General features: G+C 73.8%; 19 protein-coding genes and 1 pseudogene. 9 read left to right on the top strand and 11 right to left on the bottom strand.

Features of this window, described 5'->3' with window-relative positions; translation table 11 throughout:
- Positions 1 to 587: 587 nt before the first annotated feature.
- A pseudogene (locus POL25_RS44810) lies at positions 588 to 875 on the bottom strand (DUF167 domain-containing protein); the annotation flags it as partial.
- A complete protein-coding gene (locus tag POL25_RS01550) occupies positions 872 to 2,065 on the bottom strand; it encodes an alanine racemase (RefSeq protein ID WP_272083980.1) in 1,194 nt (397 codons plus the stop codon). The pseudogene POL25_RS44810 and the gene POL25_RS01550, both read right to left, overlap by 4 nt.
- Before the next feature lie 91 nt (positions 2,066 to 2,156).
- Here POL25_RS01550 and POL25_RS01545 point away from each other — a divergent pair, with 91 nt between their 5' ends.
- The 5 genes from POL25_RS01545 (at position 2,157) to POL25_RS01525 (ending at position 9,658) form a co-directional block, all read left to right on the top strand.
- Positions 2,157 to 3,968, top strand: a complete 1,812-nt coding sequence (locus tag POL25_RS01545) for a hypothetical protein (RefSeq protein WP_272083979.1) — start codon at positions 2,157 to 2,159, stop codon at positions 3,966 to 3,968.
- 351 nt (positions 3,969 to 4,319) lie between these two features.
- On the top strand, positions 4,320 to 6,317 hold the full coding sequence (locus POL25_RS44105; RefSeq protein ID WP_272083978.1) for an FG-GAP-like repeat-containing protein: 1,998 nt from the start codon (positions 4,320 to 4,322) through the stop codon (positions 6,315 to 6,317).
- Between the two features lie 323 nt (positions 6,318 to 6,640).
- Positions 6,641 to 7,309: a response regulator transcription factor gene (locus POL25_RS01535; protein ID WP_272083977.1), complete on the top strand. Its 669-nt coding sequence runs from the start codon at positions 6,641 to 6,643 to the stop codon at positions 7,307 to 7,309.
- On the top strand, positions 7,306 to 8,460 hold the full coding sequence (locus POL25_RS01530) for a sensor histidine kinase (protein WP_272083976.1): 1,155 nt from the start codon (positions 7,306 to 7,308) through the stop codon (positions 8,458 to 8,460). The genes POL25_RS01535 and POL25_RS01530 overlap by 4 nt, the downstream gene beginning before the upstream one ends.
- A gap of 46 nt (positions 8,461 to 8,506) precedes the next feature.
- Positions 8,507 to 9,658 carry an efflux RND transporter periplasmic adaptor subunit gene (locus POL25_RS01525; RefSeq protein WP_272083975.1) on the top strand — a complete coding sequence of 384 codons (1,152 nt, stop codon included), beginning with the start codon at positions 8,507 to 8,509 and terminating at the stop codon, positions 9,656 to 9,658.
- Between the two features lie 131 nt (positions 9,659 to 9,789).
- Here POL25_RS01525 and POL25_RS01520 read toward each other — a convergent pair whose 3' ends face one another.
- The 8 genes from POL25_RS01520 to POL25_RS01485 all read right to left on the bottom strand — a co-directional run bounded on the left by POL25_RS01520 (position 9,790) and on the right by POL25_RS01485 (position 19,855).
- Positions 9,790 to 10,851, bottom strand: coding sequence for a hypothetical protein (locus POL25_RS01520; protein ID WP_272083974.1), 1,062 nt, complete (start codon positions 10,849 to 10,851; stop codon positions 9,790 to 9,792).
- Positions 10,852 to 10,964: 113 nt separating this feature from the next.
- Complete coding sequence (locus POL25_RS01515; protein ID WP_272083973.1) at positions 10,965 to 12,119, bottom strand: hypothetical protein; 1,155 nt, start codon at positions 12,117 to 12,119, stop codon at positions 10,965 to 10,967.
- 312 nt (positions 12,120 to 12,431) lie between these two features.
- Positions 12,432 to 13,502, bottom strand: a complete 1,071-nt coding sequence (locus tag POL25_RS01510; RefSeq protein WP_272083971.1) for a tetratricopeptide repeat protein — start codon at positions 13,500 to 13,502, stop codon at positions 12,432 to 12,434.
- Between the two features lie 487 nt (positions 13,503 to 13,989).
- On the bottom strand, positions 13,990 to 16,089 hold the full coding sequence (locus tag POL25_RS44100; protein WP_272083969.1) for a sensor histidine kinase: 2,100 nt from the start codon (positions 16,087 to 16,089) through the stop codon (positions 13,990 to 13,992).
- Positions 16,086 to 16,208 (bottom strand): hypothetical protein, encoded by a 123-nt coding sequence (locus POL25_RS01500; protein WP_272083968.1) that lies wholly within the window; start codon positions 16,206 to 16,208, stop codon positions 16,086 to 16,088. The genes POL25_RS44100 and POL25_RS01500 overlap by 4 nt, the downstream gene beginning before the upstream one ends.
- A gap of 86 nt (positions 16,209 to 16,294) precedes the next feature.
- Positions 16,295 to 17,914 carry an ATP-binding protein gene (locus tag POL25_RS01495; protein WP_272083965.1) on the bottom strand — a complete coding sequence of 540 codons (1,620 nt, stop codon included), beginning with the start codon at positions 17,912 to 17,914 and terminating at the stop codon, positions 16,295 to 16,297.
- Positions 17,915 to 18,060: 146 nt separating this feature from the next.
- Positions 18,061 to 19,035: an electron transfer flavoprotein subunit alpha/FixB family protein gene (locus POL25_RS01490; RefSeq protein ID WP_272083964.1), complete on the bottom strand. Its 975-nt coding sequence runs from the start codon at positions 19,033 to 19,035 to the stop codon at positions 18,061 to 18,063.
- A gap of 1 nt (position 19,036) precedes the next feature.
- Entirely contained in the window at positions 19,037 to 19,855 is an 819-nt protein-coding gene (locus POL25_RS01485; RefSeq protein WP_272083962.1) for an electron transfer flavoprotein subunit beta/FixA family protein, read from the bottom strand.
- Positions 19,856 to 20,112: 257 nt separating this feature from the next.
- Here POL25_RS01485 and POL25_RS01480 point away from each other — a divergent pair, with 257 nt between their 5' ends.
- The 3 genes from POL25_RS01480 to POL25_RS01470 all read left to right on the top strand — a co-directional run bounded on the left by POL25_RS01480 (position 20,113) and on the right by POL25_RS01470 (position 23,698).
- Positions 20,113 to 21,048 carry a DsbA family protein gene (locus POL25_RS01480; RefSeq protein WP_272083961.1) on the top strand — a complete coding sequence of 312 codons (936 nt, stop codon included), beginning with the start codon at positions 20,113 to 20,115 and terminating at the stop codon, positions 21,046 to 21,048.
- Between the two features lie 97 nt (positions 21,049 to 21,145).
- The gene (locus POL25_RS01475) at positions 21,146 to 22,096 is read left to right on the top strand and encodes a homoserine kinase (protein ID WP_272083959.1); all 951 of its coding nucleotides are present in this window, start codon (positions 21,146 to 21,148) and stop codon (positions 22,094 to 22,096) included.
- 423 nt (positions 22,097 to 22,519) lie between these two features.
- Entirely contained in the window at positions 22,520 to 23,698 is a 1,179-nt protein-coding gene (locus tag POL25_RS01470; RefSeq protein WP_272083957.1) for a hypothetical protein, read from the top strand.
- Positions 23,699 to 23,877: 179 nt separating this feature from the next.
- Here the strand turns inward: POL25_RS01470 and POL25_RS01465 are convergent, their stop codons facing one another.
- A complete protein-coding gene (locus POL25_RS01465; RefSeq protein ID WP_272083955.1) occupies positions 23,878 to 25,050 on the bottom strand; it encodes a DNA polymerase III subunit in 1,173 nt (390 codons plus the stop codon).
- A gap of 115 nt (positions 25,051 to 25,165) precedes the next feature.
- Here POL25_RS01465 and POL25_RS01460 point away from each other — a divergent pair, with 115 nt between their 5' ends.
- Entirely contained in the window at positions 25,166 to 25,867 is a 702-nt protein-coding gene (locus POL25_RS01460; protein ID WP_272083954.1) for a PspA/IM30 family protein, read from the top strand.
- The last annotated feature ends 30 nt before the right edge of the window (positions 25,868 to 25,897 follow it).

The raw sequence follows: 25,897 nt of genomic DNA, 5'->3' as shown, positions 1-25,897 counted from the left end.
TCGGCGACGCCGACCCGCCACAAGCGACCGCGCGCGTCGGCGACGAAGGCGCCGTCACCAGGCTCGGGCGGGTTCGAGAGGCGAGCGCCGAGCTCGATGTCGTAGCTGGTCTCGTTGAGCAGGGCGAGGTCGCCGGAGCCGCTCATCAGGACGAGGCCGCGGCCAGGCGCGTGGACGGCCAGGAGGTCAGGGTCGGGCTCGGCGACCTCGCCGGGATAGACGGAGAGGACGCCGGGCCGGGCCATCAGCACGGCCAGGTCGCCGGGCGGCGCGAGGGTCACGAACGGGACGCTGCGGCCCCAGGCGAGCAATTCTGTCCCATCGGCCAGGTAGAGGGCGAGGGTGCGCTCGACGGCGTCGGGCTCGAACTCGAGCTCGACCTCGAAGTCGGTGCCGCGGACCGGGTAGCTGGCGAAGTAGGCGTCAGGCCCGAGCTCGAGCGCGAGGTTGTCGGCGCGGTTGAGGTCGGTCGAGTCGTCGGGCAGGACGACGCGGACCGCGAACGGGACCTCGACGGTGCAGGCGACGAGGCCAAGAGAGAGGGCGACGAGGCCGAGAGCGAGGGCGGCGAGGCCGAGGCGGCCGCGCGCAACGGCTGCGCTCAGGCCGGCGACGCGCACGGTCTTGCGCCGGCCGGTGGCGCCGCGGGCAATTTCGAGCGCGCTGGCGGGGAGGTCGAGGCGATCCGCCAGCAGGGCGCGCAGGGCCTCGTTGGCGGCGCCGTCGACCGGCGGGGCCGCGAGCTGGACCTTGAGGCGACCGTCGTGGAGGCCGACGAGCTGGCTGCGAGCGGCCCGCGGGGCGACCAGGACTTCGAGCTCGCAGCCGCGGGCGTGATCGCGGACGGGGCCGGGCGAGGGAGGCGAAACGCTCATGCGAGGAGGTCCTGGGCGGAGAAGAGGCGGTGGCCGGAGGCGCCGACGGGCGCGCGGGCGGGGCTGTGACCTGACCGAAAGAGCAGGCACTCGCGGTAGAGGTTGACGGTGGTGCAGACGTGGTCGGGGACGAGGAGGACCGCCGCGCCGGGCTCAGGGAGCGCGCCGTGCTCGCGCCGCAGCGGCAGGTGCTCCTCGGACGGCGACAGGGCGACGAGGCCCGGCCAGGCGGGCAGGCGACAATTCGGGGCCGGCCGGTCGGGGGCGATCGCCTTGCTGCCGGCGTCGAGGGTGACGCGGTCGCTGCCGCGGCTGATGACGCGGGCGAGCACGTAGGCGGCCTGCTGCAGCCCGAGGAGCGCGGCGGCGGGCTGCGAGCGCAGGTCGCTGAGGACGACGGTGCCGGGGGAGATCCGGTGGCGCCAGGAGCCGCCGTTCAAGCGCGGATGATCGAGGGCGGCCGAGAAGCTGTGGGTGCCCGAGGTGACGAGCTCGAGTGGTTCGGTGCCGATGCAAGCAAACGCGGCGGCCAGATCGCACAGGCGATCGTAGGCGGCCGCGGCTTCGTCTGTCTGGCTCCAGGCGAGGTGACCCTCGTAACCATGAAGGCCGACGATCCGCAGATGTGACAGCGACGAAAGCCGGGCGACGGCGTCGCTCCAGATCGCGGGCGGGCTGCCGGTGCGGGCCATGCCGAGATCGACGTCGAGGTGGAGGTCGAGCGGGCGGCCCGGGCCGGCCCAGCGATCGAGGGCGAGGGCGTGGTCGGGGCTGTCGGCGAGCAGATGCACGCGGGCGGCCGGGTGGGCGGCGGCGAGGCGCTGCGCGGCGTGAAAGGCGGCCTCGTGCAGCGGGTAGGCGAGGAGGACGTCGAGGCTGTCTTCGCGGCCATCTTCGGCGGCGGCCTCCAGGAGCAGCTGCAGCTCGTCGAGGGTCGCACACTTGCAACGGAAGACCCCCGCGGCCCACAGGCGGCGGACCAGCGCGGCGGCCTTGAGGGTCTTGACGTGCGGGCGCCAGCGATCGGCCGCGCGGCCGCCGAGGTCGTCGCCGCAGCGGCGCAGCACGGCGGCGATGTTGTGGTCGACGGCGTCGAGGTCGACGACCAGCGCCGGCGAGGCGAGGCCCGGCAGCAGCGGGCCGAGGTCCGCCAGGAGGGCGGCTGCGCGGGCGGCGTCGAGACCGGGCACGGCGGCAGTGTGCAGCACGGGTCTGGCCGAGACAAGGGAGAGGCCGCGCGGCGCGTTGTACTGCGAGCCGAGGTGGGTTTACCCTGCGGCCATGCGCATGACGCCTCGCTTGCTCCCGGCCACGCTCCTGCTCCTCGTCGCTTGCGGCGACGACGGCAACATCACTTCGACTTCGGCGACCGACACCAACACCTCGACGGCGACCGAGGGGGCGACGCTGAACCCGACCGAGACGACGACCGAGAGCGTGCCGACGACGACGGCGCCGACCGAGGGCAGCGGCACGCTGGACGAGTCGACGACGCAGGTGGGGACGACCGAGCCGGCGACGACCACCGAGACGACCGACGCGACGACGACGACCACGACCGACGCGACGACGACGACCACGAGCGAGAGCGACAGCGAGACCTCGACGACGACCACGACCGGCGATGCGTGCCTCGAGGAGGTGCCGGACCCGAACTGTACCGGCGTCGACGAGGGCCTGATCTTCGTCTCGACCCCGCCCGACGGCGGCAGCGACCTCAACGACGGCGTTACCCACGAGACGCCGGTGGCGACCCTCGCCAAGGCGATCGAGCTGGCGCTGGCGTGCCCGGACAAGTGCGACATCGTCGTCAGCAAGGGGACCTATCCGAAGTCGGTGACGCTCGCGTCGGGGGTCAGCATCTTCGGCGGCTACACGCCCAAGTCGTTCATCTACGACCTGCAGGCCAACACGACGACGATCGTCGGCAGCGAGGCGCGCGCGGTCCAGGCGACCGGGCTGACCGAGTCGGTGCGGCTGCACGGGTTCACGGTCCGGGGCAAGGACTTCGGCGATCTGGGCCAGACGAGCTACGCGCTGTGGGTCAAGGACTCGGCGGACGACCTGCTGCAGGTCGAGCGCTGCACGCTGAACGGCGGCAACGGCGGGGCCGGCACGAGCGGCCAGGCCGGCACCAAGGGCGACGACGGCGGGCTCGGCAGCAACGCGAGCGACGCGAGCGGCGGCGGCGGCGGCACTTCGACGTGCGGGGCCAACGGCGGCGGCGGCGGGTCGGCGACGGACTGTTCGAGCGCCAAGGGCGGCGACGGGCTGGCCGGCGGCGATCCGACTCCGGGCGGCGCGGGCGGGATGAACGGCGCCAGCCAGTGCAGCCTCAACGTCATCAACGGCTGCAACGACAAGGGCGGCACGGGCGTGCAGGGCAGCGTCGGCGACAACGGCTCGGCGGGCAACGCCGGCTCGGCCGGGGTGGCGCCGACCGGGGCGTTCGACGCCAACGGCAACTGGTCGGGCACCAGCGGCGGTAGCGGCACGCGCGGCGCTCACGGGCGCGGCGGCGGCGGCGGCGGGGCCGGCGGGACCGACAAGGAGCCGTTCACGTGCGGCGACACGACCCACCTCGGCGGCGGCGGCGGCGGCGGCGGCGGTGCGGGCTGCGGCGGCGCGTCGGGCGGGCCGGGCGGCGCGGGCGGCGGGTCGTTCGGCATCGTCGTGATCAACTCGTCGATCCAGGTCTCGAACTCGCTGGTCAACGCCGGCAAGGGCGGCAAGGGCGGCACCGGCGGCAAGGGCGGCAACGGCGGCGTGGGCAAGGGCGGCGGTAACGGCGGCCTCGGCAAGAACAGCGGCGACCCGAGCGACGGCGGCGGCAACGGAGCGCTCGGCGCCAAGGGCGGCGACGGCGGCGGCAGCGGCGGTTCGGCCGGCGGCTGCGGCGGGGCGTCGGTGGCGGTGGCCCGCGTCGGCGGCGGCTTCGTCGGCCTGGCCAACACGCAGCTGCAGGCCGGGACGGCCGGCGAGGGCGGCCTCGGCGGCGAGGGCGGCTTCGAGGGCAACGCCGGCGGCAAGCCGAAGGCGCCGGACGGCGGCGACGGCTGCCAGGGCGCGACGGCCGAGGAGCAGGTGTACTAGCGCGTTCGGGCAGGTCCCAGGGGACAGGTCCGAAAGGGCAGGTCTCCGGGGGCAGGTCTGAAGGGACAGGCCCGAAGGGGCAGGTCCGAAAGGTCGGGCGGCCGGCGCGAGCGCGGGCCGCCTGTTCGCGTGCCGCGGGCGCGCGGGCGGAGGGCTCGATAGGGGCGTCGGCGCGGCGCCGAATTCGCGTCGGCTGGCGGATGGGACAGGTCGTTCAGGACAGGTGGAGAGGCGGGCCCGAGATCTCGGCGCTCGCGGGCGCGCGGGCGGCCGGGGACCTGGAGGGTGGGCCGCGGGGAGCGTGACGGCGACGGGTTGCACGGGTGCCCCGGGTCGGGCATCGCAAGGCGAGTGGAGCGGTCGGACCGGGGCGCGCTGCTGGCAGAGGTCGCCGCGCTGGCGCTGGCGCGCGGCCGCTGGCGCGCGGGGCGGGCCCTGGCGCTGGCTCTGGGGGCGCTCGCCGGCGGCTGCGAGGGCGCGGCGCTGGTGGCCGACGACGGGGTCTGCGGCGGCGAGGCGCCCGAGGTGCTGGTCGGCGGCGGGCTGCGGATCGAGGGCGACATCCTGCTGCCGTCGGGACATGGTTTTTCGGACATGTCGGAAGAGACAGCGTACCGCAGCGCGGTCAAGTGCCGCGGGACGCTCGACCGCGCGTGGGACGTGGGGCGCAAGCTCGACCTGGCGTACTGCCTGGGCGAGTTCGCCGACCGGGCGCTGCTGGCCCGCACGCGCGCGGCGCTGACGCTGGCGACGGCGCAGTGGGAGCGGGCGTCAGGGGTGAACTTCATCCACCGCGCCGAGCTCGACGGGACTCCGGCCTGCGCAGCGCCGGAGCAGGTGGCGTTCACGGTGCGCCAGGGGGCGGCGGCGGAGTGCGGGGCGAGCGGGTGCCCGCTGGCGTCGGCGTCGTTCCCGGCGACGGCGCCGGAGGACGAGGGGGCGCGGCTGCTGGTGTGGCCGGAGGCGCTGGTGAGCGAGATGTACTCGCCCGAGATGGTGGTGCTGCACGAGCTCGGGCACCTGCTGGGGTTCGTGCACGAGCACTCGCGGTTCGAGCAGTCGCGGGAGATCTGCGTCGACGCGGCCTCGACCGAGTTCCGCGGGCTGACGTACCCCGATCCGGCGTCGGTGATGGGCGACGCGCGCTGCCCGGGCATCTCGGCGGCCAGCAAGCAGGGCCGGCTGTCGCGCGGCGATCGCCTGGGCGCGGCGATCCTCTACGCGCTGCCGCGCTCGCGCGTGGATGTCGACGGCGACGGGCGCGAGGACGTGGTGTGGTTTCAGCCGGGGGGCGAGACGTACGAGGTGTGGTACGGCGGGCCGGCGGGGCGGTTCGCGCGGCGCACGTTCAGCCTTTGCATGCGCGACGGGCCGTGCCCGAGCCGGGCGCCGCGCTCGTGGCGGCCGGTGGCGCTGGCAGGCGCGGACGGGCGGACCGAGGTGCTGATGTTCGGGCCGGAGGAGATCACGGACGAGCTGTGGCAGCCGCCGGCGCAGGGTCGCGGGGGCTTCGTGCGCACGCGGGTGGCGGCGCCGGGCAGCGCGGCGCCGATCGTGGGGGCGTTCGCGGGCGACGGCGGCGACGCGGTGTGGTGGTGGCGGCCAGGCGCGGAGGTCGACGCGCGGTGGGTCTGGCGCGCGGGCGGGGTGGAGGACGAGCCGCTCGACGACCGCTTCGCGGCCGGCTACGGCTGGCCGCTGGTGGGGCTGTGGACGCCGGGTCGCGGATCGGGGGCGCGCCGCAGCCAGGTGCTGTGGCTCGACGCGCAGCGGTTCGCGGTCGATCTGTGGGCGTTCGGAGATGACTCGAGGGACATGTTGCAACGGTCAGGTCTGCCGGCGTGCGGGCTGCGCCCGGGCGAAGAGCAGGTCGGTCGCGTCGGCGATTTCGACGGCGACGGGGTGGACGAGGCGCTGTGGTGGGACCCGCGGGCGCAGGCGACGGTGCGCTGGCATCCGGACCGGCTGTGGGGCGAGGACGGCAATTGCGTGGCGTCCGGGTGGTCGCGCAGCGAGGGCGCGGGCGACCTGCTGGCGCGGATGGAGGTCGGCGATTTCGACGGCGACGGGGCAGACGAGGCGCTGTGGTGGTCGGCAGAGCCGGAGCGCGCATGGCTGTGGCGGATGCGAGGGCCAGCGATCGAGCGCGTGCCGGTGCCGACGCCGCCGGGCGAGGCGACGACGTGCGTGGGCGACTTCGACGGCGACGGCTGCGACGATGTGCTGTGGCACGCGCCCGCGACGAGGCCGCAGCTGTGGCGGGCGCGCTGCGACGGGACCTCGGGGTTCACGGCGACGGAGGTCGCAGCGGGGCCGCGCGGGGGCTATCCGATCGGCTGCGGGGGGTGAGCCGGCGCGATGCTTGAGATGTCCTCGAGGACAGGTCGAGGGCCGGGCGGCAGGGGTCGCACGAGCTCGCATGGCCGCAGTTTCTGGAAACTTTCTGGAAACAGCGCTGCTCGAACCCTGGACGAGCTCATGCGCGGGCTCCGGCCGCGGCAGGACGGAGATGTCCTTTGGGACAGTTTATTTTGACGGCGAGGACGGCCTGCGCGAGCTGACCTGATCGGGACAGCACGAAGGTCCGCGATGCGTGCGTACGGGCGGATTAACGGGGTCTTAATCGGGTGGTCGCAGCCCGCGCCAGATCCGGCGGTACACTGCGGGAGCACATGCGGATCTTGCTCATCGAAGACAACGAGCGGCTTGTGCGCGCGCTCGCGCAGGGCTTCTCGGAGGAGGGGATCGCGGCGGTCGCTGCGGGCACGGCGGCGCGGGCCCTCGAGCTGTCGCGCGCGACCAGCATCGACGCGATCGTGCTCGACCTCGGTCTGCCCGACATGGACGGGATGGAGCTGCTGGGGCTGCTCCGCGGCGAGCGGACGCATATCCCGCTGCTGGTGCTGACGGCCCGCGACGCGGTCGAGTCGCGAGTGGCGGCCCTCGACGCCGGTGCCGATGATTATTTAATTAAACCGTTCGAGTTCGCGGAGCTGCTGGCGCGCTTGCGGGCGCTGACCCGCCGCGCCGGGGGGCCGCGCTGGGCGGCGGTGGAGGAGGGCGAGGTGGCGCTCGACGACGAGTTCGGGGTCCGTCACGGCGAGGTGCGCGTGGTGCTGACGCCGCGGGAGCACGCGCTGCTGGCGTACCTGCTGCGTCGCCGCTCCGAGGTGGTGCCGCGCATCGATATCCTCCGCGAGGTGTTCGGCTACATGCACGACCCCGGGACCAATGCGATCGATGTCCACCTGGCGCACCTGCGGCGCAAGCTGGCCGACCTGCCGATCACGCTCGAGACGGTGCGCGGGGCCGGGTTCCGCGCGCGGGTGACGGAGGCATGACGGCGCCGCGCCGGCGCTCGCTCGGCCGCTGGCTGGGCTTCTGGATCGGCGCCTCCACGGGGCTCAGCCTGCTGGTGTTCACGGCCACGGCGGCGCTGGTGCTGTACCTCGACGAGCTGCGCGACGCGGCGGAGATCGACGACGACGACGGCGAGCCGGGCGAGGAAGACGACGACGGCATCGAGGCCGTCGAGTTCCCGACCGAGACGCTGCTGACCCAGGTGATGGTGGCGTTCGCGATCGCGGCGCCGATCGGGCTGGTGCTGGCGATCGCGGGGGCGCGGTGGCTGACGCACCGGGCGACGTCGCGGATCGACGCGGTGATCGCCGCGGCGTCGCGCATGAGCGCGGAGGACCTGCGCGAGCGGCTGCCGGTGACGGGCGCCGGCGACGAGCTGGACGCGCTGGCGTCGGCGCTCAACGCCCTGTTCGCGCGCATCGACGGCGGGATCGCGGCCCAGCGGCAATTCGCGGCCGACGCCTCGCACGAGCTGCGCTCGCCGCTGACGGTGCTCTCGAGCACGCTCGAGGTGGCCCGCCGACGACCGCGTTCGCCGGGCGAGTGGGAGGGCCTGGCCGACCAGACGCTCGACGAGGTGCGGCGCATGTCGGGGCTGGTCGAGGCGCTGCTGCAGCTGGCGCGCGCGAGCGGAGCGGTGAAGCGCGCGCGCGTCGAGCTGATGGCGCGGCTCGACGGGCCGGTGCAGCGCTGGACCGAGGCGGCGGGGCGGGCCGAGGTGAAGCTGGTGTTCGCGGGGCCGGAGGAGCTGGTGGCGCAGGTCGACGCCGACGCGCTCGAGATCGCCATCGGCAACCTGGTGAGCAACGCGATCGCGTACTCGCCGCCCGGCGGGACGGTGACGCTGCGGATGCAGGCGGAGGCCGAGGCGCTGGTGGTCACCGTCGACGATCAGGGACCGGGGATCCCCGCGGCCGAGCGTGAGCGGATCTTCGCCCCGTTCGTGCGCGCGACGGCCCCCACGGCCGACCGTACGCCGGGGCGCGCGGGCCTCGGGCTCGGTCTGGCGATCACCCGCCGGATCGTCGAGGGGCACGCCGGTACGCTGGCCGTGGGCGAGGCGCCGGGCGGCGGGGCCAGGTTCACGATCCGGTTGACGACCTCGCGCGATCCGGGCTTTACCGTTTCTTAAACGGCGGAACAGGCGGCCGGCGATCCACAGTAGCTGCGAGCACCGTATGCCAGCGATCTGCGCCCGAACTGCACGATGGACCGCCGGCTTGCTGCTCGGGCTGTCGGCGGTGATGGGCTGCGGCGGCGGCGAGGCCGCTGGGCGCGTCCGGATGGCGCCGCCGGAGCTGCCGCTGATCCGCGAGGGCGTGGTGGAGCTGCCGGACGGGTACGCGGAGCGGGTGGGGATCTCGGTGGTGTCGGCGCATTACGAGGACGTAACCCCCGTGGTCCACGTGACGGGCGTGCTCGAGTTCGACGCCCAGCGGCTGGCCGCGGTGGGCTCGCGGATCGCCGGGCGGGTGGCCGACGTCGCGGTCATCGAGGGCAGCAAGGTCGAGGTGGGGCAGGTGCTGGGCACGCTGGTCAGCGCGGAGCTCGGCACGGCCCAGGCGGACATCGCGGCGATGGAGGCGCGGCTGATCGCGGCCAGACGCGACGTCGAGCGCAAGCAGAGCCTGTTGGCCGAGGGCATCACGTCGCAGCGCGAGCTCGACATGGCGGTCTCGGCGGCCGCGATCGCCGAGGCGCAGCTGCGGGCGGCCAGGCAGCGGGTCGCGGCCCTGGCGGGCGCGCCGGGCAAGCACAAGCTCGGGACCAATGCGCTGACGAGCCCGATCGCGGGCGACGTGGTCGAGGTGCAGGTGTCGCGCGGGCAGGCGGTGGTGCCGAGCCACACGGCCTTCATGATCGCGGACCGCAGCAGCCTGTGGGTCCGACTGGCGGTGTTCGAGGGCGAGCTGCTGCACGTGCAGCCCGGCGACCCGGTCGAGCTGACGCCGACGCTCCGCCCCGACCAGGCGTTCGCCGGGGTGGTCGAGTTCGTGGCCGTGGCGCTCGACCCGATGACGCGCAGCGCCGAGGTCCGGGTGGTCGTCGACAACTCGTCGGGCATGCTGCGCGCGGGCCAGGCGGTCCACGCCAACATCCGCCCGGCGTCGGCCCAGCGCCGCGCGGTGGTGGTGCCGCGGCAGGCGGTGATCCAGATCGAGGGGGCGCCGATCGTGTTCGTGGCGAGCGGCGAGCGCACGTTCGAGATGCGCAAGGTGACGCTCGGGGTCGGCGACTTCGAGCGCGTCGAGGTCAAGGCCGGGCTCCAGCTCGACGAGCGGGTGGCGGTGTCCGGGGTGTTCGCGCTCAAGGGCGAGCTGTACCGCTGAGGCGGCGGCCGCCCGGGCCTTTGTGGGTCAAGGCGGCGGCGAGGTCGAGGAGCGGGAGGACCTCGAGGACATGTTCTCAGGGACATGCTCGCGGGGGCATGTCTGCCGGAGCATGTCCTCGCGGACAGGCATCAGCCGATGGGGATGTGGATGCAGGCGTCGCCGAGGGTGGCGGCGAGGGCCTCGCCGACCACCTCGACGTAGCCGGCCTTGTCCTCGATGTCGCCCCAGATCGGCTCCTCGCCGAAGGCCTTCATGAACTGCCACAGCTTCTGGTTCTCGGCCGGGACGCATTTCTTGAGCAGGCCGGCGGTGAGGATGCAGGCGTCGCCGCCGCAGTCGGCCTTGGCCTCGCGGACCATGGCGGTGTAGGTCGAGAGCACCTCGACCGAGGCGTCAGGATCATTGGTGAGGAAGAAGACCAGGAGGACGGCGTCCTTGTCGCGCAAGAAGCCCTCGTTGGCGCCGGCGTTGGTGGTGCTGGTGGCGTAGGCGGCGGCGGCGACCGGCATCTCGAGCGAGGAGCCCTGCTCGCCGGCGGCCGTGGCGGCGCCGGTGAACCACGCCTTGAGCGGGGCCGGGTCGGCGTTGGTGTTGATGCCGAAGTAGGCCATGCCGTCGTGGACGAACAGGCGGCCCTGCGCGCCGTTGGCCCCGTTGTCCCCGCTGGTCGGCGGGACGTAGTACTCGTCGATGGTCTCGACCTCTTCGGGGGTGGTGCCGATCTGGCACTGGGTGTTGCCGACCGGGCAGTTGTCGGGGCAACAGGCCTGGCCGGGGCCGGTGCAGTAGAAGTCGGTGGTGGTGATGCCGACGTGGAGGTCGACGCCCTTCGGCAGGTTGTCGATCATGGCGTCGACGAACTGCGGGAAGGCGTCGGCGAGGGCGGCCTGGTACTGCGCCATGGACTTCGAGTTGTCGACGACGAACAGGACGTCGACGGCGCCGCAGCCGACCGGATCTTCCTCGGTGTCGCTGGGCGGGAGGTCGTACTTCTCGGGGCCCTCGCTGGTGACGGCGGCGCTGGTGCTGCCAGTGGTGCTGCTGGTCGGCGGGATGACGATGCCGGTGGTCATGCCGCCGGTGCTCGCCGGACCGCTCGGATCGCCGGCCTCGCTGGTGGTCTGGGTGGCGTCGCCGCAGGCGAGGAACAGGCCGAGAACGCTGGCAGAAGCGAGAGGGCGGACGTGCACGTCGCGAGTATGGCGCGAAGGTGCGCGGGCGTCGACGGGCGCGGCGCAGCGAGGGCGAAGGCTTGCGCGCGCGACAGGCGAGCCCTGGAGCCGCGGTAAGCGAGACGGACGCTTCAGGGCGCGGGCGCCGGGGCGGGCGTGACTGGAGGCTCGCGCGTGAGAGCCGGGGCGGACGAGGGCGCGGGCGAGGGCGATGCGGCGGGCGCGGGCGGCATGGCGGGCGCGGGCGTTGGCGCGGGCGAGGGCGTGGGTGCGGACGAGGGCGATGCGGCGGGCGCGGGCGTTGGCGCGGGCGAGGGCGACGAAGCGGACGAGGGCGTGGGCGCCGGCGAGGTCGACGAGGCGGGCGTCGGCGAGGGCGCGGGCGCGGGGCGCAGGGCCTCGGCGAGGGTGTGCAGGGCGGCGATCTCGGCCATGCCCAGGCGGACCTCGACCGTGACCTCGCGGCCCGTCTGGCCGAGGCCGACGCGGTCCAGGATCGCGGGCGGGAGGCCGGCGCCGCGCAGGGCCTCGAATTGCTTCTTGAGCCCGGCCAGCGTGGCGCCGGCGACATCCTCGCTGTGCATGCCGAGGGCGAGCTCGACGCCGAGGCCATCGCGCAGGTCGAGGGCGCCGCGGACCTGCTCGAGGCCGGACAGGGCCGGCGCGAGCGAGACGGCGGCGCGGGTGGGGACCTGGCCGGCGAACCAGATCGGGCGGTCGGCGGCGACGCGGGCGAGCAGCGGCTGCAGCGGGCCGGCGGCCGCGCTGGTGCCGGTGCCGGCGCGCAGGGCGTCGAGCTGCTGCGCCCAGCCGGCCGTGCCGAGCACGAGGACGTCGGGGCCGACGATCCGTCCGCGCGCGCTGCCGAGGACGACGACCGGCTCGGGGCCGCTGACGTCGAGCCGCAGGCCGCGATCGGGGAGCTGCCCTTCGAGACAGGTGATGCGCTCGCGGTCGCCGACGCCGTCGCCGATGACGACGGCGGCGACGTCGACCCCGTTGGCGGCGACGGCCAGGTCGAGGCTGCGCAGGCCGTCGAACGGGACGCGGCAGGCGGCGAGGGCGTCGAGGGTCTTGCGGGCGTCGGGGTCGGCGTCGAGGAGGGCGCGGTTCTGCTGCCACAGCGGGGCGGCGCGCAGGGCCGCGAGGTCGACGTGGGCGACCAGGCTGGCGTCGCCGGGCAGCAAGGTCAGCGGGTCGGGCCGGGCCGGCGCGGCCGGGCGCGAGCAGGCCGACGCGAGCGCGACCAGGACCGGCAGGCAGAGCGGGCGCAGGACGCGGGGCATGTGCCGGTGATACTTCGCGCGGGTGAGCGGGTCAACCGCGGGCCGGTAGGCCGGCTGCCGGCGCGATTCGAAGTGGAGGAGCGCTCGGCGCGACCAACCTGTCTCGAAGAGCATCTCGACGCGATCGGGTGTCTGGCGAGGTTACGAATGAAGTAACTGCGCGGTGCGAGGATGAATCTGTCCTCCGGGACATGTCAGCGGCGAGGGGAGTGAGGCTGGTGAAGCCGAGGCGGAGCACGACGGCGCGGCCAGCGATCCGAGTGTCCCTCGGGACAGGTCGGCGGAACCCCCGTGCATCGGGGCGCGGCCGGCTCAGCGCAGCCAGGAGCGGGTCGACTGCACGTGCGGGTGCTCGGAGCCGAGGAGGCGCTCGAGGGCCTCGGCGGCGCGGCCCATCTCGACGGCGCCGACGGGGTCGCCGAGCTCGCGCAGGGCGGTGCCGCAGTTGAAGCGCGAGCTGACGGTCAGCCAGTGCTCGGAGCCGAGGACGCGGTGGCGGATCTCGAGGGCCTGGCGGTAATGGTCGAGGGCGGCCCGGTGCTCGCCGCGGCCGTAGTGGATCTGGCCGATGGCGTTGAGGGTGGCGGCGACGCGGGCGTGGTTCTCGCCGTAGAGCGCGCGCAGGCCGGCGAGGTTGCGCTGGAAGGCATCGAGGGCGCCTTCGACGTCGCCGGCGCGACCGCGGGCGCGGCCGAGGTCGTGGAGAACGCCGAGAGTGTCCTCGTGGTTGGGCCCGCGATGGGTCTCGGCGAGGCCGAGCGCGCGCTGGTAGTGGACCAGCGACTCGGCGTACTGGTTCTGCTGGAACAGCACCTGACCGACGCCGACGATCACGGGGATCAGCCGGCGATCGATGTCGGCAGGATCGGCGGCGGCGCGCATCTGCTCGAGGCCGGTGAGCGCGGCGTGGAGGTGGCTGAGCGCGTCGGCGAAGTGACCCTCGGCGAGCAGGAGCTCGCCGATCGCCTGCTGGGTGCTGATCGTGCGCGCGTGGCCGGGCCCGAGGGCGCGCAGCTGGACGGCGAGGGCCCGGGTGTAGGCGGCCAGCGCCTCTTCACGCTGGCCGGCGGCGAACAGCGCGAGGCCGAGGTCGAACAGGGAGTTGGCGGTGAAGATGTGGCCCGCGCCGAGCAGCTCGCGCTTGATCGAGAAGGCCTGGCGGTGGTGATCGAGGGCGGCGACGTGCTGACCCTGGGTGAACAGGATCTGGCCGATCGCCGACAGGGTGCTGGCGGTGTACGGGTGCTTGGTCCCGAGGACGGTCCGCTGCAGCGCGAGCGCCCGATGGTAGTGATCGAGGGCCTCTTCGAACTTGCCCTGACGCCGCAGCTCCTGGCCGACAGCGTGAAGGGCGATGGCAGTGTGCGGGTGTTCCTGGGACACGGGCCTCGCCGAGACAGCGCCGGTCAGTATAGAGGCGGGCCGCTGCGCGGCTCAACGCGCAAGCCTGCGCCGATTTCCGGCGCGTGATCGCGCGAGCGTGCGCGCGGGCGCGCGGAGATGTGTCCGAGACGGACGGCCGTCCGCGCGGCGCGCGGCGCGGACGGAATGAGATGGCCCTTGGGGCATGTCGTGAAGGGCATGTCGAAATGAACATTATCTTTTGGACATGTCCTTTAGAGCATTTCCAAAGGCTCAGTGTCGAGCCGCGGCAGCTCGTGAGAGGGCGTGCGGGCGAGTGCCCGGCTGCGGCAGGCAGTCGGTGACGCGAACGGGCCCTCGGAGAGCACCGTCGTGCTCGCGGTGGGCTCCGACGTGCCCGCGGTGGGCTCCGCCGGGCCGGTGCACTCCGTCGCGGGCGTGGGGACCGTTCTCTTCGCCGCGGTGGGCTCCGCCGTGCAGCGGAGACCGTTGCGCGCGCTGGGACATGTCACTGCGGCGGGGCGGTGCTGTCGGCGGCTGGCTGGGCGCGCTCGATCAGCGGCACGCGGCTGCGGGCCTCGGCGGCGGGCAGGTGGATCTTGAACACCATGGCCTGACCGACCTCGCGGACGTCGAGGCGGCAGCCCTCGATCTTGAGCAGGGCGTCGGCGATCGGCAGCTCGAGGCCGAGGCCGCGGTGGCCGGGGAGGCGGTGGAAGCCCTTGCGCGCGAGTCCCATCTGCTGCTCGCTGGCGGGCTTGAGCGGGGTGGTGACGTGGAGCTGGAGGCCGAGCGGGGCGTCGGGGTCGCCGCGGCGCAGCTTGATGTTGAGCGAGCCGCCGGTGAGGCGCTTGCCGGCGAACAGCAGCAGGTTCTCGAGCGCCTGCACGAGGTGGCGCGGGTCGATGTACGCGGTCGGCAGGCCGGGCACGGCCTCGACGGTGTAGTTGACGTGGTCGCCGCCGCGGTTGCGGGCCCGCTGCACGGCCTTGGAGATCAGCGGGGCCAGCGGCACGGGCTCGGCCTGCTTCTCGATCCGCCGCGCCTCGATGCGGGCCATGTCGAGGATGGCGTCGATCTGCTGCAGGAGGTCGCGGCCGGCGGCGGCGATGGTCTCGACCATCTCGCGGGTCTCGCCGTCGAGGGTGCCGTCGACGCCGCGCAGGAGCAGCGAGGAGAAGCCGAGGATCGAGTTGAGCGGCGAGCGCAGGTCGTGGCTCATGTTGGCGAGGAACTGGCTGCGCAGGCGGTCGGTCTCCTCGGCCTTTTCGAGCGCGACGAAGCGGGCGATGGTGGCCTCGTTCATGCGCGCGACCAGGGCCTCGATCGCCTGCGCGAGCGCCTGCCACTCGGGGCCCTGAGGTGCGGGGGCCGGCTCCTCGGCGACCTGGGCGCGCACGCGGGCGAGGTCGCGTTCGCTGCGGCGCGCGTGCAGGCCGATGGCGACCAGGCCGGCGAGCAGGGCGAGGCCGCCGGCGAGGGCGAACGGGACGACGTCGGTGACGTTGGCGCTGCGCATCCGCACGATCGCCCGGGCGCCGCCGCGCTGCACGGCGTAGCGGTCGAACTCGCCGTCGCCGTCGGCGTCGAAGAGGCCGTCGTCACCTGGCTTGATGGACAGGTCGGGGCCGTAGGCGGCGCCGCGCGCGGTGAAGACGGTGGCGCCGGGGGCCTGGGCGAGGCGGCGGCCGAGGTCCTCCTCGTCGGCCGGCCCGGCGACCTCGATCAGGGCCTCGGCGGTGCGCTGGGCGGCGGTGATGGCGTCGGCGCGGGCGTGGGCGTGCAGCCACAGGTGAGCGCCGAGCAGCGGGGCGGTGACGCCGGCGAGCAGCAACAGGCCGGCCCAGCCGATCAGGCGCCGGGTCATGGCGGGCGGGCGATCGGCGATCGGCAGCTGGGCCAGCGGGCAGGCGAGGATGTCGCCGCGGACCGAGCGGCGGGCCCAATTGGCGGCGAGGGCGGCCAGCGGAGCGGCGATCGCGGCCCACAGGCAGGCGTGCGCGAGCGTGGTCGACCAGGTCCACTGCAGCGGGTTGCGGGCGATCAGCGCGTCGCTGAGGGCGATGACGAGGAGGCCGCTGAAGACCGCGCGCGCGACGATCCGCGGGACTCGCTGCAGCGCGAGCGCGGCCTGTTCGACCTCGGCGCGCGGGGCGACGCGCAGCAGCTCGTTGCGCTCGCGGGCGTCGAGCAAGGGGTAGAGCGGGACGGCGAGGAAGCCGAAGCCGCGCACCAGCCAGGCGCCGCTGATCGCGACCGGGCGCCCGAGCTCCTCGGGCCGCAGCCAGCGGGCGGCCGGCAGGGCGCCGTAGACGGTGAGGAGGGCGGCGGTGAGGATGAAGAGGTGGGGGACGAGCAGGGCGAACAGCGGCCACGGAGCGGCGGCGCCGCGGCTGTCCCAGACGATCAGCGACCAGGCGAGGTCGAGGCCGACGGCGATGGTGTAGGCCGCGGCGACGCCGGCGAGCACGTCGCGCTCGGCTCGCAGCCGCGTCGGCTGGCCGGCCCGCGGGTAGCCGGGCGCGAGGCTGTCGAGCTCGCGGGCGAACCCGACGAGGTCCTCGGTGCTGCCCTCCCACTGCGAGCCGGAGCCGCTGCGGTCGGTCACGGGCGGGCCTCCGCGGCTGTCTTTGCGGACATGTCGAGGTGCGAGAAGGGACATGTCTCGGAGGACATGTGATTCGCCGCGGGCGACGTGGTGGATGTCTCTTCGGACAGGTGGAACATCGAGCGAGCGAGGTCCGCGCGACGCGCCGGGCCGGTTGCGGCTCGCCGGGCCCCACGGGGCAGGGGCGCCGTCCTCGCGGCCGGACTCACGCGTCGGCCTCCCCGTTCTGCGACGAGCTGCGCGGGTTCCAGAACCGCTGGCTGGCGCGCACGGCCTCCTCGGTCATGTCGATCGAGGTCGGCTTGCGCGGGGGGGTCAGCGGCAGCGAGAGGGTGAAGGTCGAGCCGCGGCCGGGGCTGGAGCTGACCTCGAGCGAGCCGGAGTGGTGGTTGGCGATGCTGCGGGCGATCGCCAGGCCGAGGCCGGTGCCCTTCTTGCGCTGGGCGAGGTTGCCGACCTGGCGGTACTCCTGGAAGATCTTCTCCATGTCCTCGGGGGCGATGCCGATGCCGGTGTCGGTGACGCGGATCAGCACGCGCCCGTGCAGCGGCTCGAACGCGGCGGCGATGATGATCGAGCCCTTCTCGGTGAACTTGGTGGCGTTCGACAGCAGGTTGTTCAAGATCTGGCAGATCCGCCGGCGGTCGCACACGACCCGCGGGAGGTCGCCGGGGACCTCGGTGCGCAGCTCCAGGCCGGTCTCCTGCACGAGCGGCCGGTGCTGGCGCCAGACCTCGTCGATCATGTCGGCGGGATCTTCGGAGGCGAAGTAGAGGCGCAGCTCGCCGGACTCGATCATCGAGATGTCGAGGATGTCGTTGATGAGGCCGAGCAGCTGCATGCCGCTGGTGCGGATCAGGCGGATGTCCTCGCGCTGCTCGTCGGACAGCGGGGTCGAGAGGCCCTCGAGCAGCAGCTGCGAGAAGCCGCAGATCGAGTTGAGCGGGGTCCGCAGCTCGTGGCTGACGGCGGCCAAAAATTCGGCCTTGGCCTCGGCGGCCTCGCGCGTCTGCAGCAGGGTCTCCTTGTAGAGGCGGTGCTCGCCGACGAGGTCGCGGCGCAGGCGCTCGAGCTCGGCCTGGAGGGCGCCGAGGCGATCGACGCGGGTGATGACCAGCGGGCGGCTGCCGGCGGCGGTGTCGATGTTGACGCGGTCGAGCCGGCGCGCGAGCGCGAGGACCTCGCCGCCGGTGTCGCGGGCGAACAGACCGCCGGCGCGGGCGAACAGACCGGTGAGGACGGCGAGGCCGAGCGCGGGCCACAGCTCGCGCGAGGTGGCCTCGGGGGCGGCGGCGGCGAGGATCCGCCCGGTCGCCAGGACGCCCGCGGAGCTGACTGCGCTGGCGAACAGCGAGCACCAGGCGGCGAGGGCAGTCTGGTACTCGTCGCGCGAGGCGGGCCGCGGGTCGCCGCCGAGGTGCTGGTAGGCGGCCATGCAGGCGGGCGCGAGCGCGAGCGCGACGCCCCACACGGCGGCGAGCACCGGGCCGAGCGAGGGCAGCAGCGCCGGCACGCTGGTGGTCTGCAAGACGCTGCCCCACAGCAGCGGGACGGCGACCACGAGGGCGGCCGGCGGGGCGATGACGAACACCCGCACGGCGTCGCGCCCGGCGGTCTCGACCAGGCCTGTCCTCGCGGACATGTAGACCGCGAGCACCTGGACCAGCGCGACCAGGCCGGCGACCACGGCGGCGGTCCGCTGCAGCGGCTCACCGGTCATCCACGCCAGCGCGACCTGCGAGACGACGAGCAGGACGATGCCGGCGACCAGGGCGATCGCGAGGGCGTACACGGTCTGCCGCCGCGATGCGGTCTGGCTGCCCATTGCGGGCCGGGAGCGTAACACCCTTCGCGTCCTGGCCGGACGCAGGCCGCCCGGGGGCGCCGCGAGCCGCCGAAACGCCGGCGGCCTCGGCCCTCACCCGCAGGGGTGAGGAGCGAGGCCGCGCCGGTCGAAGCGAGGCTGCGAGCTCAGGCCGCGCCCTTGCGGGCCTTGATCAGCTCGATGAGCCGCGGGACCGCCTCTTCCCACTTGCCGACCAGGCCGTAGTCGGCGACCTGGAAGATCGGGGCCTCGGCGTCCTTGTTGATGGCGACGATCGTCTTCGAGCCCTTCATGCCGGCGAGGTGCTGGATCGCGCCGGAGATCGCCACTGCGAAGTAGAGGTCCGGGGCGACGATCTTGCCGGTCTGACCGACCTGCAGGTCGGCGGGGACCATGCCGGCGTCGGTCGCGGCGCGGCTGGCACCGAGAGCGCCGCCGAGCAGGTCGGTGAGCTGCTCGAGGGACTTGAAGTTGGCGCCCTCGCGCATGCCGCGGCCGCCGGACACGATGACCTTGGCCTCGGTCAACTGCGGGCGCGACGACTCGGTCTTCTGCACGCCCTGGACGACGGCGCCGCGGGCGTTGACCGCGGCGGGGGCGACGGCCTGGACGGGCACGGCGCCGCTCGGCTGAGCGTGCTCGAACTCGGTGCCGCGGGCGGTGAAGAAGAACGTGCCGGCGTTGACCTTCTGGTCCTGGAGGGCGCGGCCGGCCGAGATCGGGCGGACGAAGGTGTCACCCGACTTGACCTTGACGACCTCGGAGACGAGCGGCGCGTCGAGGATCGCGGCGGCGCGGGGCAGGGCGTCGCGCAGCGTCGAGGAGGCGGTGCCGCCGATGATGCTGGCGCCGAGCGTGCGCGCGGCGTGGACGATGGCGTCGGCCCACGCCTCGGCCGTGAACGGCTCGAGCGCCGGCGCGGCGAGGGTGTGGACGGCGGCCGCGCCGTAGCCGGCGGCGGCGATCGCCTGGGCGGCGGCGTCGGGCTGGGCGCCGAGCACCAGCAGGTGCAGCGGCTTGCCCGTGGCGCGGGCGATCTCGGCCGCGCAGGTGATGCCGGGCAGGCTGTGCGGGCGGATCTGTCCGCCGGCGGTTTCGAGGATGACGAGGACGTTGCTCATGTTAGATGACCTTCGCTTCCTTCGTGAGCTTCTCGAACAGCTCCTCGACCGTCTTGACCTTCTGACCGGCCTTGCGCGCCGGCGGGGCGGCGATGCCGACGACCTGCTCGTTGCCGCCGACGGCGACGCCGAGGTCGGCCGGCTTCAGCACGGCGACCGGCTTGCGCTTGGCCATGGTGATGCCCTTGAGCGAGGCGAGCCGCGGGCCCTCCTGGTAGGCGTGGGTCGCCGGGGTCGAGCCGTTCTTGACGCTCTTCGGCAGGACGATGCGGAGGTCGACCGAGACGACCGCCGGCAGCGGCACGCGCTTGACCTCGACGCCGTCGTCGACCTCGCGGCCGACCGTCAGCACCTTGGCGCCCTGGTCCCACTCGATGGTCGCGGCGAAGCTGGCCTGCGGGACATCGAGCAGCCCGGCGACGCGCTGCGGGACCTGGCCGCCCTCGTTGTCCTGCGACAGCTTGCCGGCGACGAGGAGGTCACAGGCCTCCTTCTTGAACACCGCGGCGATCAGCTTGGACACGGTGGCGGTGTCGAGCTTGTCCGGGTCGGCGTCGACGATGATGCCGCGGTCGGCGCCCATGGCGAGGAACTGCGTGAGCTGCTGCCGCTGGCTCTCGGGGCCGATCCCCAGGACGATCACCTCGGCCAGCCGCTGCGTGCCGCCGACGACTTCGGCGAGACGGAGGGCGGTCTCGATGGCGTACTCGTCGAAGGCGTTCGGGACCCACTTCGAGGCAGAGTAGTCGAGCCCGCCGCCGGCGAATTTCAGGCTCTCGTCGGGATCCGGGATCCGCTTGACACAGACCAAAATTTTCAAAAGGGACTCCTCCTGCGCGAGGCTGTATCGCCCGGGCCGAGAACCGTGTCAATGCGTCCGTACGAGTGAGTTTTTCCCCGAACGTGGAGCTTTCTCCGCGGTCATCCGCCGCCGTCCGAAATGTCCGGACAAAAGGCCGCGGCGCTCGGGGACGCTTGCAGGCCCGCGATGCGTGCGTTAGCGTTGCGCGATCAATTCTGCCGGACGCTGCGACCTTGCGGCGAACTCGCCGGCTGCGCCCGCCAGGATCGTCCGCGATGACCCGCTCCAAGTGCTCGCTCGCACCCCTGCTCTTCATCCTCTCGGCCTGTAGCCCGGCCTGCACCTCGGTGCCCGAGGCGGGCACCCCCGAGAACAAGGGCGGGCCGGTCGCCGCGACCACCAAGGCCGACGCGCCGCCCAGCGACGCCGCGCCGCCGCCCGTCAGCGAGATCACCGAGGCCAAGGGCGTCGACCTGTCGCGCCTGTCCGAGCCGCAGAAGACCAGCTTCTTCCAGCTGCTGAACAGCGAGCCGTCGGCCTGCGGCAAGCCGCACAGCCTGGCCGTGTCGCTGCGCGACGACGCCGCCTGCCGCGACTCGCTCAGCGTGTCGCAGTTCATCGCCGACGCGCTGGCCTCGGGCGCCTCGCCGAGCGACATCAAGGCCAACATGGAGTACGTCGTCGGCGCGCTCCAGCCGCGCAAGATCGACATCGAGGGCCGGCCGGTCTACGGCAACGAGCGGGCGCCGGTGACGGTGGTGGTGTTCGCCGACTTCGAGTGCCCGCACTGCCGCGCCGAGGCGCCGATGCTGCGCCAGGCGGTCGACCAGTTCCGCGGCCGCGCCAAGCTGGTGTTCAAGCACTTCCCGCTGTCGGCCCACCCGCGGGCCAAGGTCGCCGCGATCGCCACGGTCGCGGCCCAGTCGCAGGGCAAGTTCTGGGAGATGCACGACATCGTGTTCGAGAACCAGACGGCCCTGTCCGACGCCGACATCCGCAAGTACGCGCAGAAGATCGGCCTCGACATGAAGCAGTTCGACACCGAGTTCGCCGCCCTCAAAGGCAAGGACCTGGTCGAGGCCGACCGCCTCGACGGCGAGAAGCTCGAGATCACCGGCACCCCGGCGGTGTTCGTCAACGGCCGCTACTTCAACGAGTACATGTTCGGCGGCACCGTGGTCGGCTGGATCGACGACGCGCTGCGCCGCTGAGCCAGCGCGGCGCGCGGCTCGAACCACCTCGCTTGCACCCCTCGGCTTGAACCACCTCGCTTGACTGGGCGCCGATCCTGAGCCTGACTCTTTGGCCATGTCACGACCGCGACCATGGATCGAGGCGTTCGCGCCCGCGACGGTGTCGAACCTCGGACCCGGCTTCGACTGCCTCGGCCTGGCCCTGCGCGGCCCCGGCGACCGCGTGCGCGCGCGCCGGGCCGAGGGGCCGGGCGTGACGATCGTCAAGGTCGAGGGCGACGGCGGCAAGCTGCCGCGCACCGCCGACAAGAACACCGCGGGCGTGGCCGTGGCCGAGCTGCTGCGCCGCTACGCGCCGGACGCCGGGGTCGAGCTCGAGGTCCACAAGGGCCTGCCGCTCGGCAGCGGGCTCGGATCGTCGGGCGCGAGCGCCTGCGCGGCGCTGGTGGCGGCCGACGCGGCCCTCGGGCTCGGGCTGCAGCCGACGCAGCTGGTCGACCTGGCCCGCGAGGGCGAGCGCGTCGCCTGCGGCGCGGCCCACCCCGACAACGTGGCGCCGGCGATCCTCGGCGGCGTGGTGCTCATCCCGCAGCTCGACCCGCTGCGCCTGATTGCGCTGCCGAGCCCCGCGGACCTGTGGCTGGCGGTGTACACCCCGGGCTGCTCGGTCAGCACGGCCGAGGCCCGCGCGGTGCTGCCGGCCCAGGTGCCGCTGCAGGCGACGGTGCAGCAGGCGAGCCGCCTCGGGCTGCTGGTCCACGCGCTGCACGTCGGCGACCTGGCGCTGCTCGGCGAGGCGATCGTCGACGAGTTGGTCGAGCCGTGCCGCGCCGGCCTCATCCCCGGCTACCTCGAAGCCAAGGCCGCCTGCTGCGAGGCCGGCGCGCTGGCCTGCAGCATCAGCGGCTCGGGCCCGACGACGTTCGCGCTGGCCGGCTCGCGCGGCCGCGCAGAGGCGCTGCTCGGCATCCTCGAGGAGAGCTTCACGCACGCCGGGGTGCCCGGGAGCGGGCTGGTCGACCAGGTCGGGCCAGGGGCGCGCGTGGTGTCGACGCTGCTGCACTGAGCATGTTCGATGGGGCATGTCCGATCGGGCATGCTCTCAAGGGCATGTCCGTGGGGGCAGGTGCGCTGGGACATGTCCCGATGGGCAGGCGCGAGCGGAGCGGCACGGACGCGAAAGGGCATGTGCGTGCGGCAGGTTCGTCGGGACATGTCCCGAGGGGCAGGCGCCAGCGAGCTGGTGCGGCACGGACGTGAAAGGGCAGGTTCGTGGCGACATGTCCCGAGGGGCATGCGTGAGCGGGGGCCGACGCGCGGCACGGACGCGACCGGCGGGCGCGGCGCGGGCGGCGACCGCTGCGAAACGATAGGGCGCCGGCCGCGAACGCTCGGGGGCGATCCAGGCGCGGCTCGCCGGGACCCCGCGAGGCGCTCGCGGGATGGCGGTGTGGCGCGGGGCGGCCCCCGACGCGCACGCTGTGGCGAGGTGAGGGAAGCGCGGCAGGTCCCCGGCGAGGTCTCGGCGCTGTTCTGGGTCGACGGCGGGCCCGGCCACAGGGTGCTGCGCCGGCTCGGGCTCGCGCCGCTGGACGACCACGCGTTCGCCGTGGCCGCGGGCGCGGCCGCGATTGCGTGGCTGCCGCTGCTCGTGCTCGCCAGCACGGAGGGCGTCCTGACGGGTGGTGTCCGCTTGCCGTTCCTCCACGATCTCGGCGCCCACGTGCGCTGCCTGTTCGCGGTGCCGGTGCTGCTCCTCGCCGAGCTGCCGATCGGCGCCTGGCTCGACCGCTGCACCGCGCAGTTCCTCGCCGCCGACCTCGTGCGCAGCGAGGATCGCCCCGTGTTCGCCGGTCTGCTCGTCGCGGCGCAGCGCTCCCGGGACTCGCGGGCCGCGGCCACCGTCGTGCTCGCGGCCGCGTACCTCACCACCGTCGCCGTCGTGTTCCTCGGCGTCGGCCCGGAAGGGACGTGGAAGGCCCCGTCACCGGGGCACGCGCTCGGGCGGGCGGGGCAGTGGTACGCGCTGGTCTCGTTGCCGCTGTTTCACTTCCTGCTGTACCGCTGGATCCACCGGCTGTTCGTCTGGGGCGGCTTCTTGCGCCGGGTCGCGCGGCTCGATCTGCGGCTCACCGCCACGCACCCCGATCGCGCCGGCGGGCTCGGGTTCCTCGGCGATGGTCTGCTGCCGCTCGGGTTCCTCGTGTTCGCCGCGAGCGCGGCGGTGTCCGGCACGATCGCCACGCGGATCCTGTTCGAGGGCGCCACGCTCGAGCTTTACCACTCGAGCTACCTGGCGCTGCTGGTGCTCACGCTGCTGATCGTGATCGGGCCGCTGTTCGCGGTCGCGCCCGCGCTCGTGCGCCTCAAGTCGCGCAGCCTGTTCGAGCACGGCGCGCTGGGCTGCCGCTACACGCAGCGCTTCGAGGAAAAGTGGGTCGCGGGGGAGCGGCCGAGCGACGAATCGTTGCTCGGCACCGCCGACGTGCAGTCGCTGGCCGACCTGGCCGCCAGCCACCAGGTCGTGGGCGCCCTCCGGCTGGTCCCGCTCGGCCGCCGCGGCGCGCTCGGGCTGGTGATCCTCGGCGTGCTCCCGGCCTTGCCGCTGGTGGCGACCACCAAGGCGGTCCGCGGGTTCCTGCAACAGGCGCTGATGGTGTTCCTTTGACGCTGGCGCGTTGGCGTCCGCTCGCGGTCGGCGGCCGCGCGAGGCGCCGCAAAGGGCATGGATGAACGGTCAGGACGCGGAGGCGAGGCCTCGGCCAGTGCCGCGGTCAGTCTCCATCTCAGGACATGTCGTAGAGAGCATGTCCCCGGGAGCATGTCCCCGGGCACATGTCCTCGGGGCTAGGGCGCGGACAGCAGGGCGCTCTGCTCGAGCAGGCCCTGCTCGAGCATCAGGCGGACGTTGCCCATGCGCTCGACGCGGGCGCCGAGGCGCTGCAGGGCGGTGATGGCGGCCACCAGGGTGCCGGGCGCGACGTTCGGCGGCGGGGGCAGGCCCGGCAGGCCGGCGCGGCCGCGCAGCTGCTCGCGGACGTGGAGGATCCACAGCTCGACCAGGCGGCGCACCGCGGCCCGCTGCAGGGCCGGCGCGTCCTTCTTGCTGGCGGCCTTCTCGCCGTCCTCGCCGGACTTGGCGGCCTTTTTGCTGGCCTTCTTCTTCTTGGCGCCGGGGACCTCGGGCTCGGGCTCGGCGGGGCTGTCCTCGGGGACAGCTTCGCTCGGGGCGGTGGCTGCGGCCCACGCCTGCCACAGCGGGTGGACGTCGCCGCCGAAGATCGCCGAGGGCCCGGCGCGCACGGCCAGGATGGCCTGCTTGACCAGCTCGAGGCTGCGCGCGAGCGACGGGTCGGACGCCAGCTCGAGGGCCACGCCGGCGCTGCCCTCGGCCAGCAGCACGGCCATGTCGTGGCGCTCGCGCGGCGCGTCGGCGGCGCGGCGGTCGACGATGCTGCGGACGATGTCGTCGTCGAGGCGGCCGAGGCGGACCGGCAGCGAGCGGCTGAGGATCGTCGGCAGCATGCCCTGCAGGTTGGTGGTGAGCAGGGCGAAGTGGACCCCGGGGCGCGGCTCCTCGATGGTCTTGAGCAGGGCGTTGCCGGCGGCCTCGCCGAGCGCGTCGGCCGGATCGACGACGACCAGATACGCGCGGCCCTCGTAGGGGGCGTGGGTCTGGCGCACGTGGCAGGCGCGGGCGGCGTCGACGGAGATCAGGCCGGCCTTGCTGTCGGGCACCAGCCAGTCGACGTCGGGGTGGTTGCCGGCGAGCACGCGCTGACAGGTGGGGCAGGCGCCGCAGCCGAGGCCGGGGCGCTGCGGGCACAGGAGGGCGCAGCCGAGGCCGCGGGCGAAGGTCGCCTTGCCGACCCCGCGCGGGCCGACGAGCACGAGCGCATGGTGCAGCTGACCGCGCCCGAGCGCGCGCACCACGGCGCCCTGGGCCTGCGCGTGGCCGAGGACTCCGACGAGGCCGGGCCCGGGCTCGGCCCCCGGCGTGGGTGGAGGGTCGCCTGCCATCCGCGCGCCTTGATAGGCCGTTACGCGCGCGCTTGCAAGGTCGGACGCGACAGGCGACGGGCCGCGCGCTAGACTCGGACGATCGAAGGCGGGCGAGGCGCCCGCGAGGACGCGCATGTCGGAGAAACCGGGGCTGTTCCGCCGCCTGAAGAAGGCCATCCAGAGCACGCTGAACGACGCGGTCGAGGCCGTGTCGGACCCTGGCCAGGAAGTGGCCCTGATGCTCGACGACCTGGCCGAGAACATCCGCAAGTCGGAGCTCGACCTCAAGCAGTCGATCGTCGACCAAAAGATGATGGAGAAGAAGCTCGAGCAGCTGACGCGCGACGAGGCGGCGTGGCAGCGGCGGGCCGAGCAGGCGATCACGATCGGCGACGAGACGCTGGCCCGCGCGGCGCTGCAGCGCAAGGGCGAGCTGTCGCAGGAGAAGACGGCCACCGACGAGGCGCTGGTGCAGCAGCGCAAGCTGGTCGAGGACCTGCGCCAGGGCATCGGCGAGGCCAAGACGAAGCTCAAGGCGCTGAACCTCCGCCGCGGCACGCTGATGTCGCAGGCCCGCGCGAGCAAGCAGAGCGGCGGCACCAGCACGATCCCCGGCGACGCCGGCGCGGGCGCCCGCATGGACGCGATCGAGACCAAGATCGCCCGCCTCGAGGCCCTCAACGAGGTCAGCGCCGAGGACATGGACGGCCGGATCCAGGAGGCCCAGATCGACGCCCAGCTGAACGGCCTCGGCGCCAAGAACGAGCTCGACGACGCGCTCGCGGCCCTCAAGGCCAAGATGCAGGCCAAGCAGCTCGAAGAGGGCAAGAAGTAGGCGGGCGCTTCGGGCATGCCCGATCGGCCA

This window comes from Nannocystis bainbridge (assembly GCF_028368995.1).
GTDB classification, from domain to species: Bacteria; Myxococcota_A; Polyangia; order Nannocystales; family Nannocystaceae; genus Nannocystis; species Nannocystis bainbridge.
This window is presented reverse-complemented; position numbering and strand designations above follow the sequence as displayed.

Excerpts from the sequence above, each read along its gene's own strand:
- POL25_RS01480 (WP_272083961.1), top strand. The coding sequence starts at position 20,113 with ATGACCCGCTCCAAGTGCTCGCTCGCACCCCTGCTCTTCATCCTCTCG.
- POL25_RS01475 (WP_272083959.1), top strand. The coding sequence starts at position 21,146 with ATGTCACGACCGCGACCATGGATCGAGGCGTTCGCGCCCGCGACGGTG.
- POL25_RS01525 (WP_272083975.1), top strand. The coding sequence starts at position 8,507 with ATGCCAGCGATCTGCGCCCGAACTGCACGATGGACCGCCGGCTTGCTG.
- POL25_RS01460 (WP_272083954.1), top strand. The coding sequence starts at position 25,166 with ATGTCGGAGAAACCGGGGCTGTTCCGCCGCCTGAAGAAGGCCATCCAG.
- POL25_RS01465 (WP_272083955.1), bottom strand. The coding sequence starts at position 25,050 with ATGGCAGGCGACCCTCCACCCACGCCGGGGGCCGAGCCCGGGCCCGGC.
- POL25_RS01500 (WP_272083968.1), bottom strand. The coding sequence starts at position 16,208 with ATGTTCCACCTGTCCGAAGAGACATCCACCACGTCGCCCGCGGCGAAT.
- POL25_RS01530 (WP_272083976.1), top strand. The coding sequence starts at position 7,306 with ATGACGGCGCCGCGCCGGCGCTCGCTCGGCCGCTGGCTGGGCTTCTGG.
- POL25_RS01490 (WP_272083964.1), bottom strand. The coding sequence starts at position 19,035 with ATGAGCAACGTCCTCGTCATCCTCGAAACCGCCGGCGGACAGATCCGC.
- POL25_RS01535 (WP_272083977.1), top strand. The coding sequence starts at position 6,641 with ATGCGGATCTTGCTCATCGAAGACAACGAGCGGCTTGTGCGCGCGCTC.
- POL25_RS01545 (WP_272083979.1), top strand. The coding sequence starts at position 2,157 with ATGCGCATGACGCCTCGCTTGCTCCCGGCCACGCTCCTGCTCCTCGTC.
- POL25_RS01515 (WP_272083973.1), bottom strand. The coding sequence starts at position 12,119 with ATGCCCCGCGTCCTGCGCCCGCTCTGCCTGCCGGTCCTGGTCGCGCTC.
- POL25_RS01495 (WP_272083965.1), bottom strand. The coding sequence starts at position 17,914 with ATGGGCAGCCAGACCGCATCGCGGCGGCAGACCGTGTACGCCCTCGCG.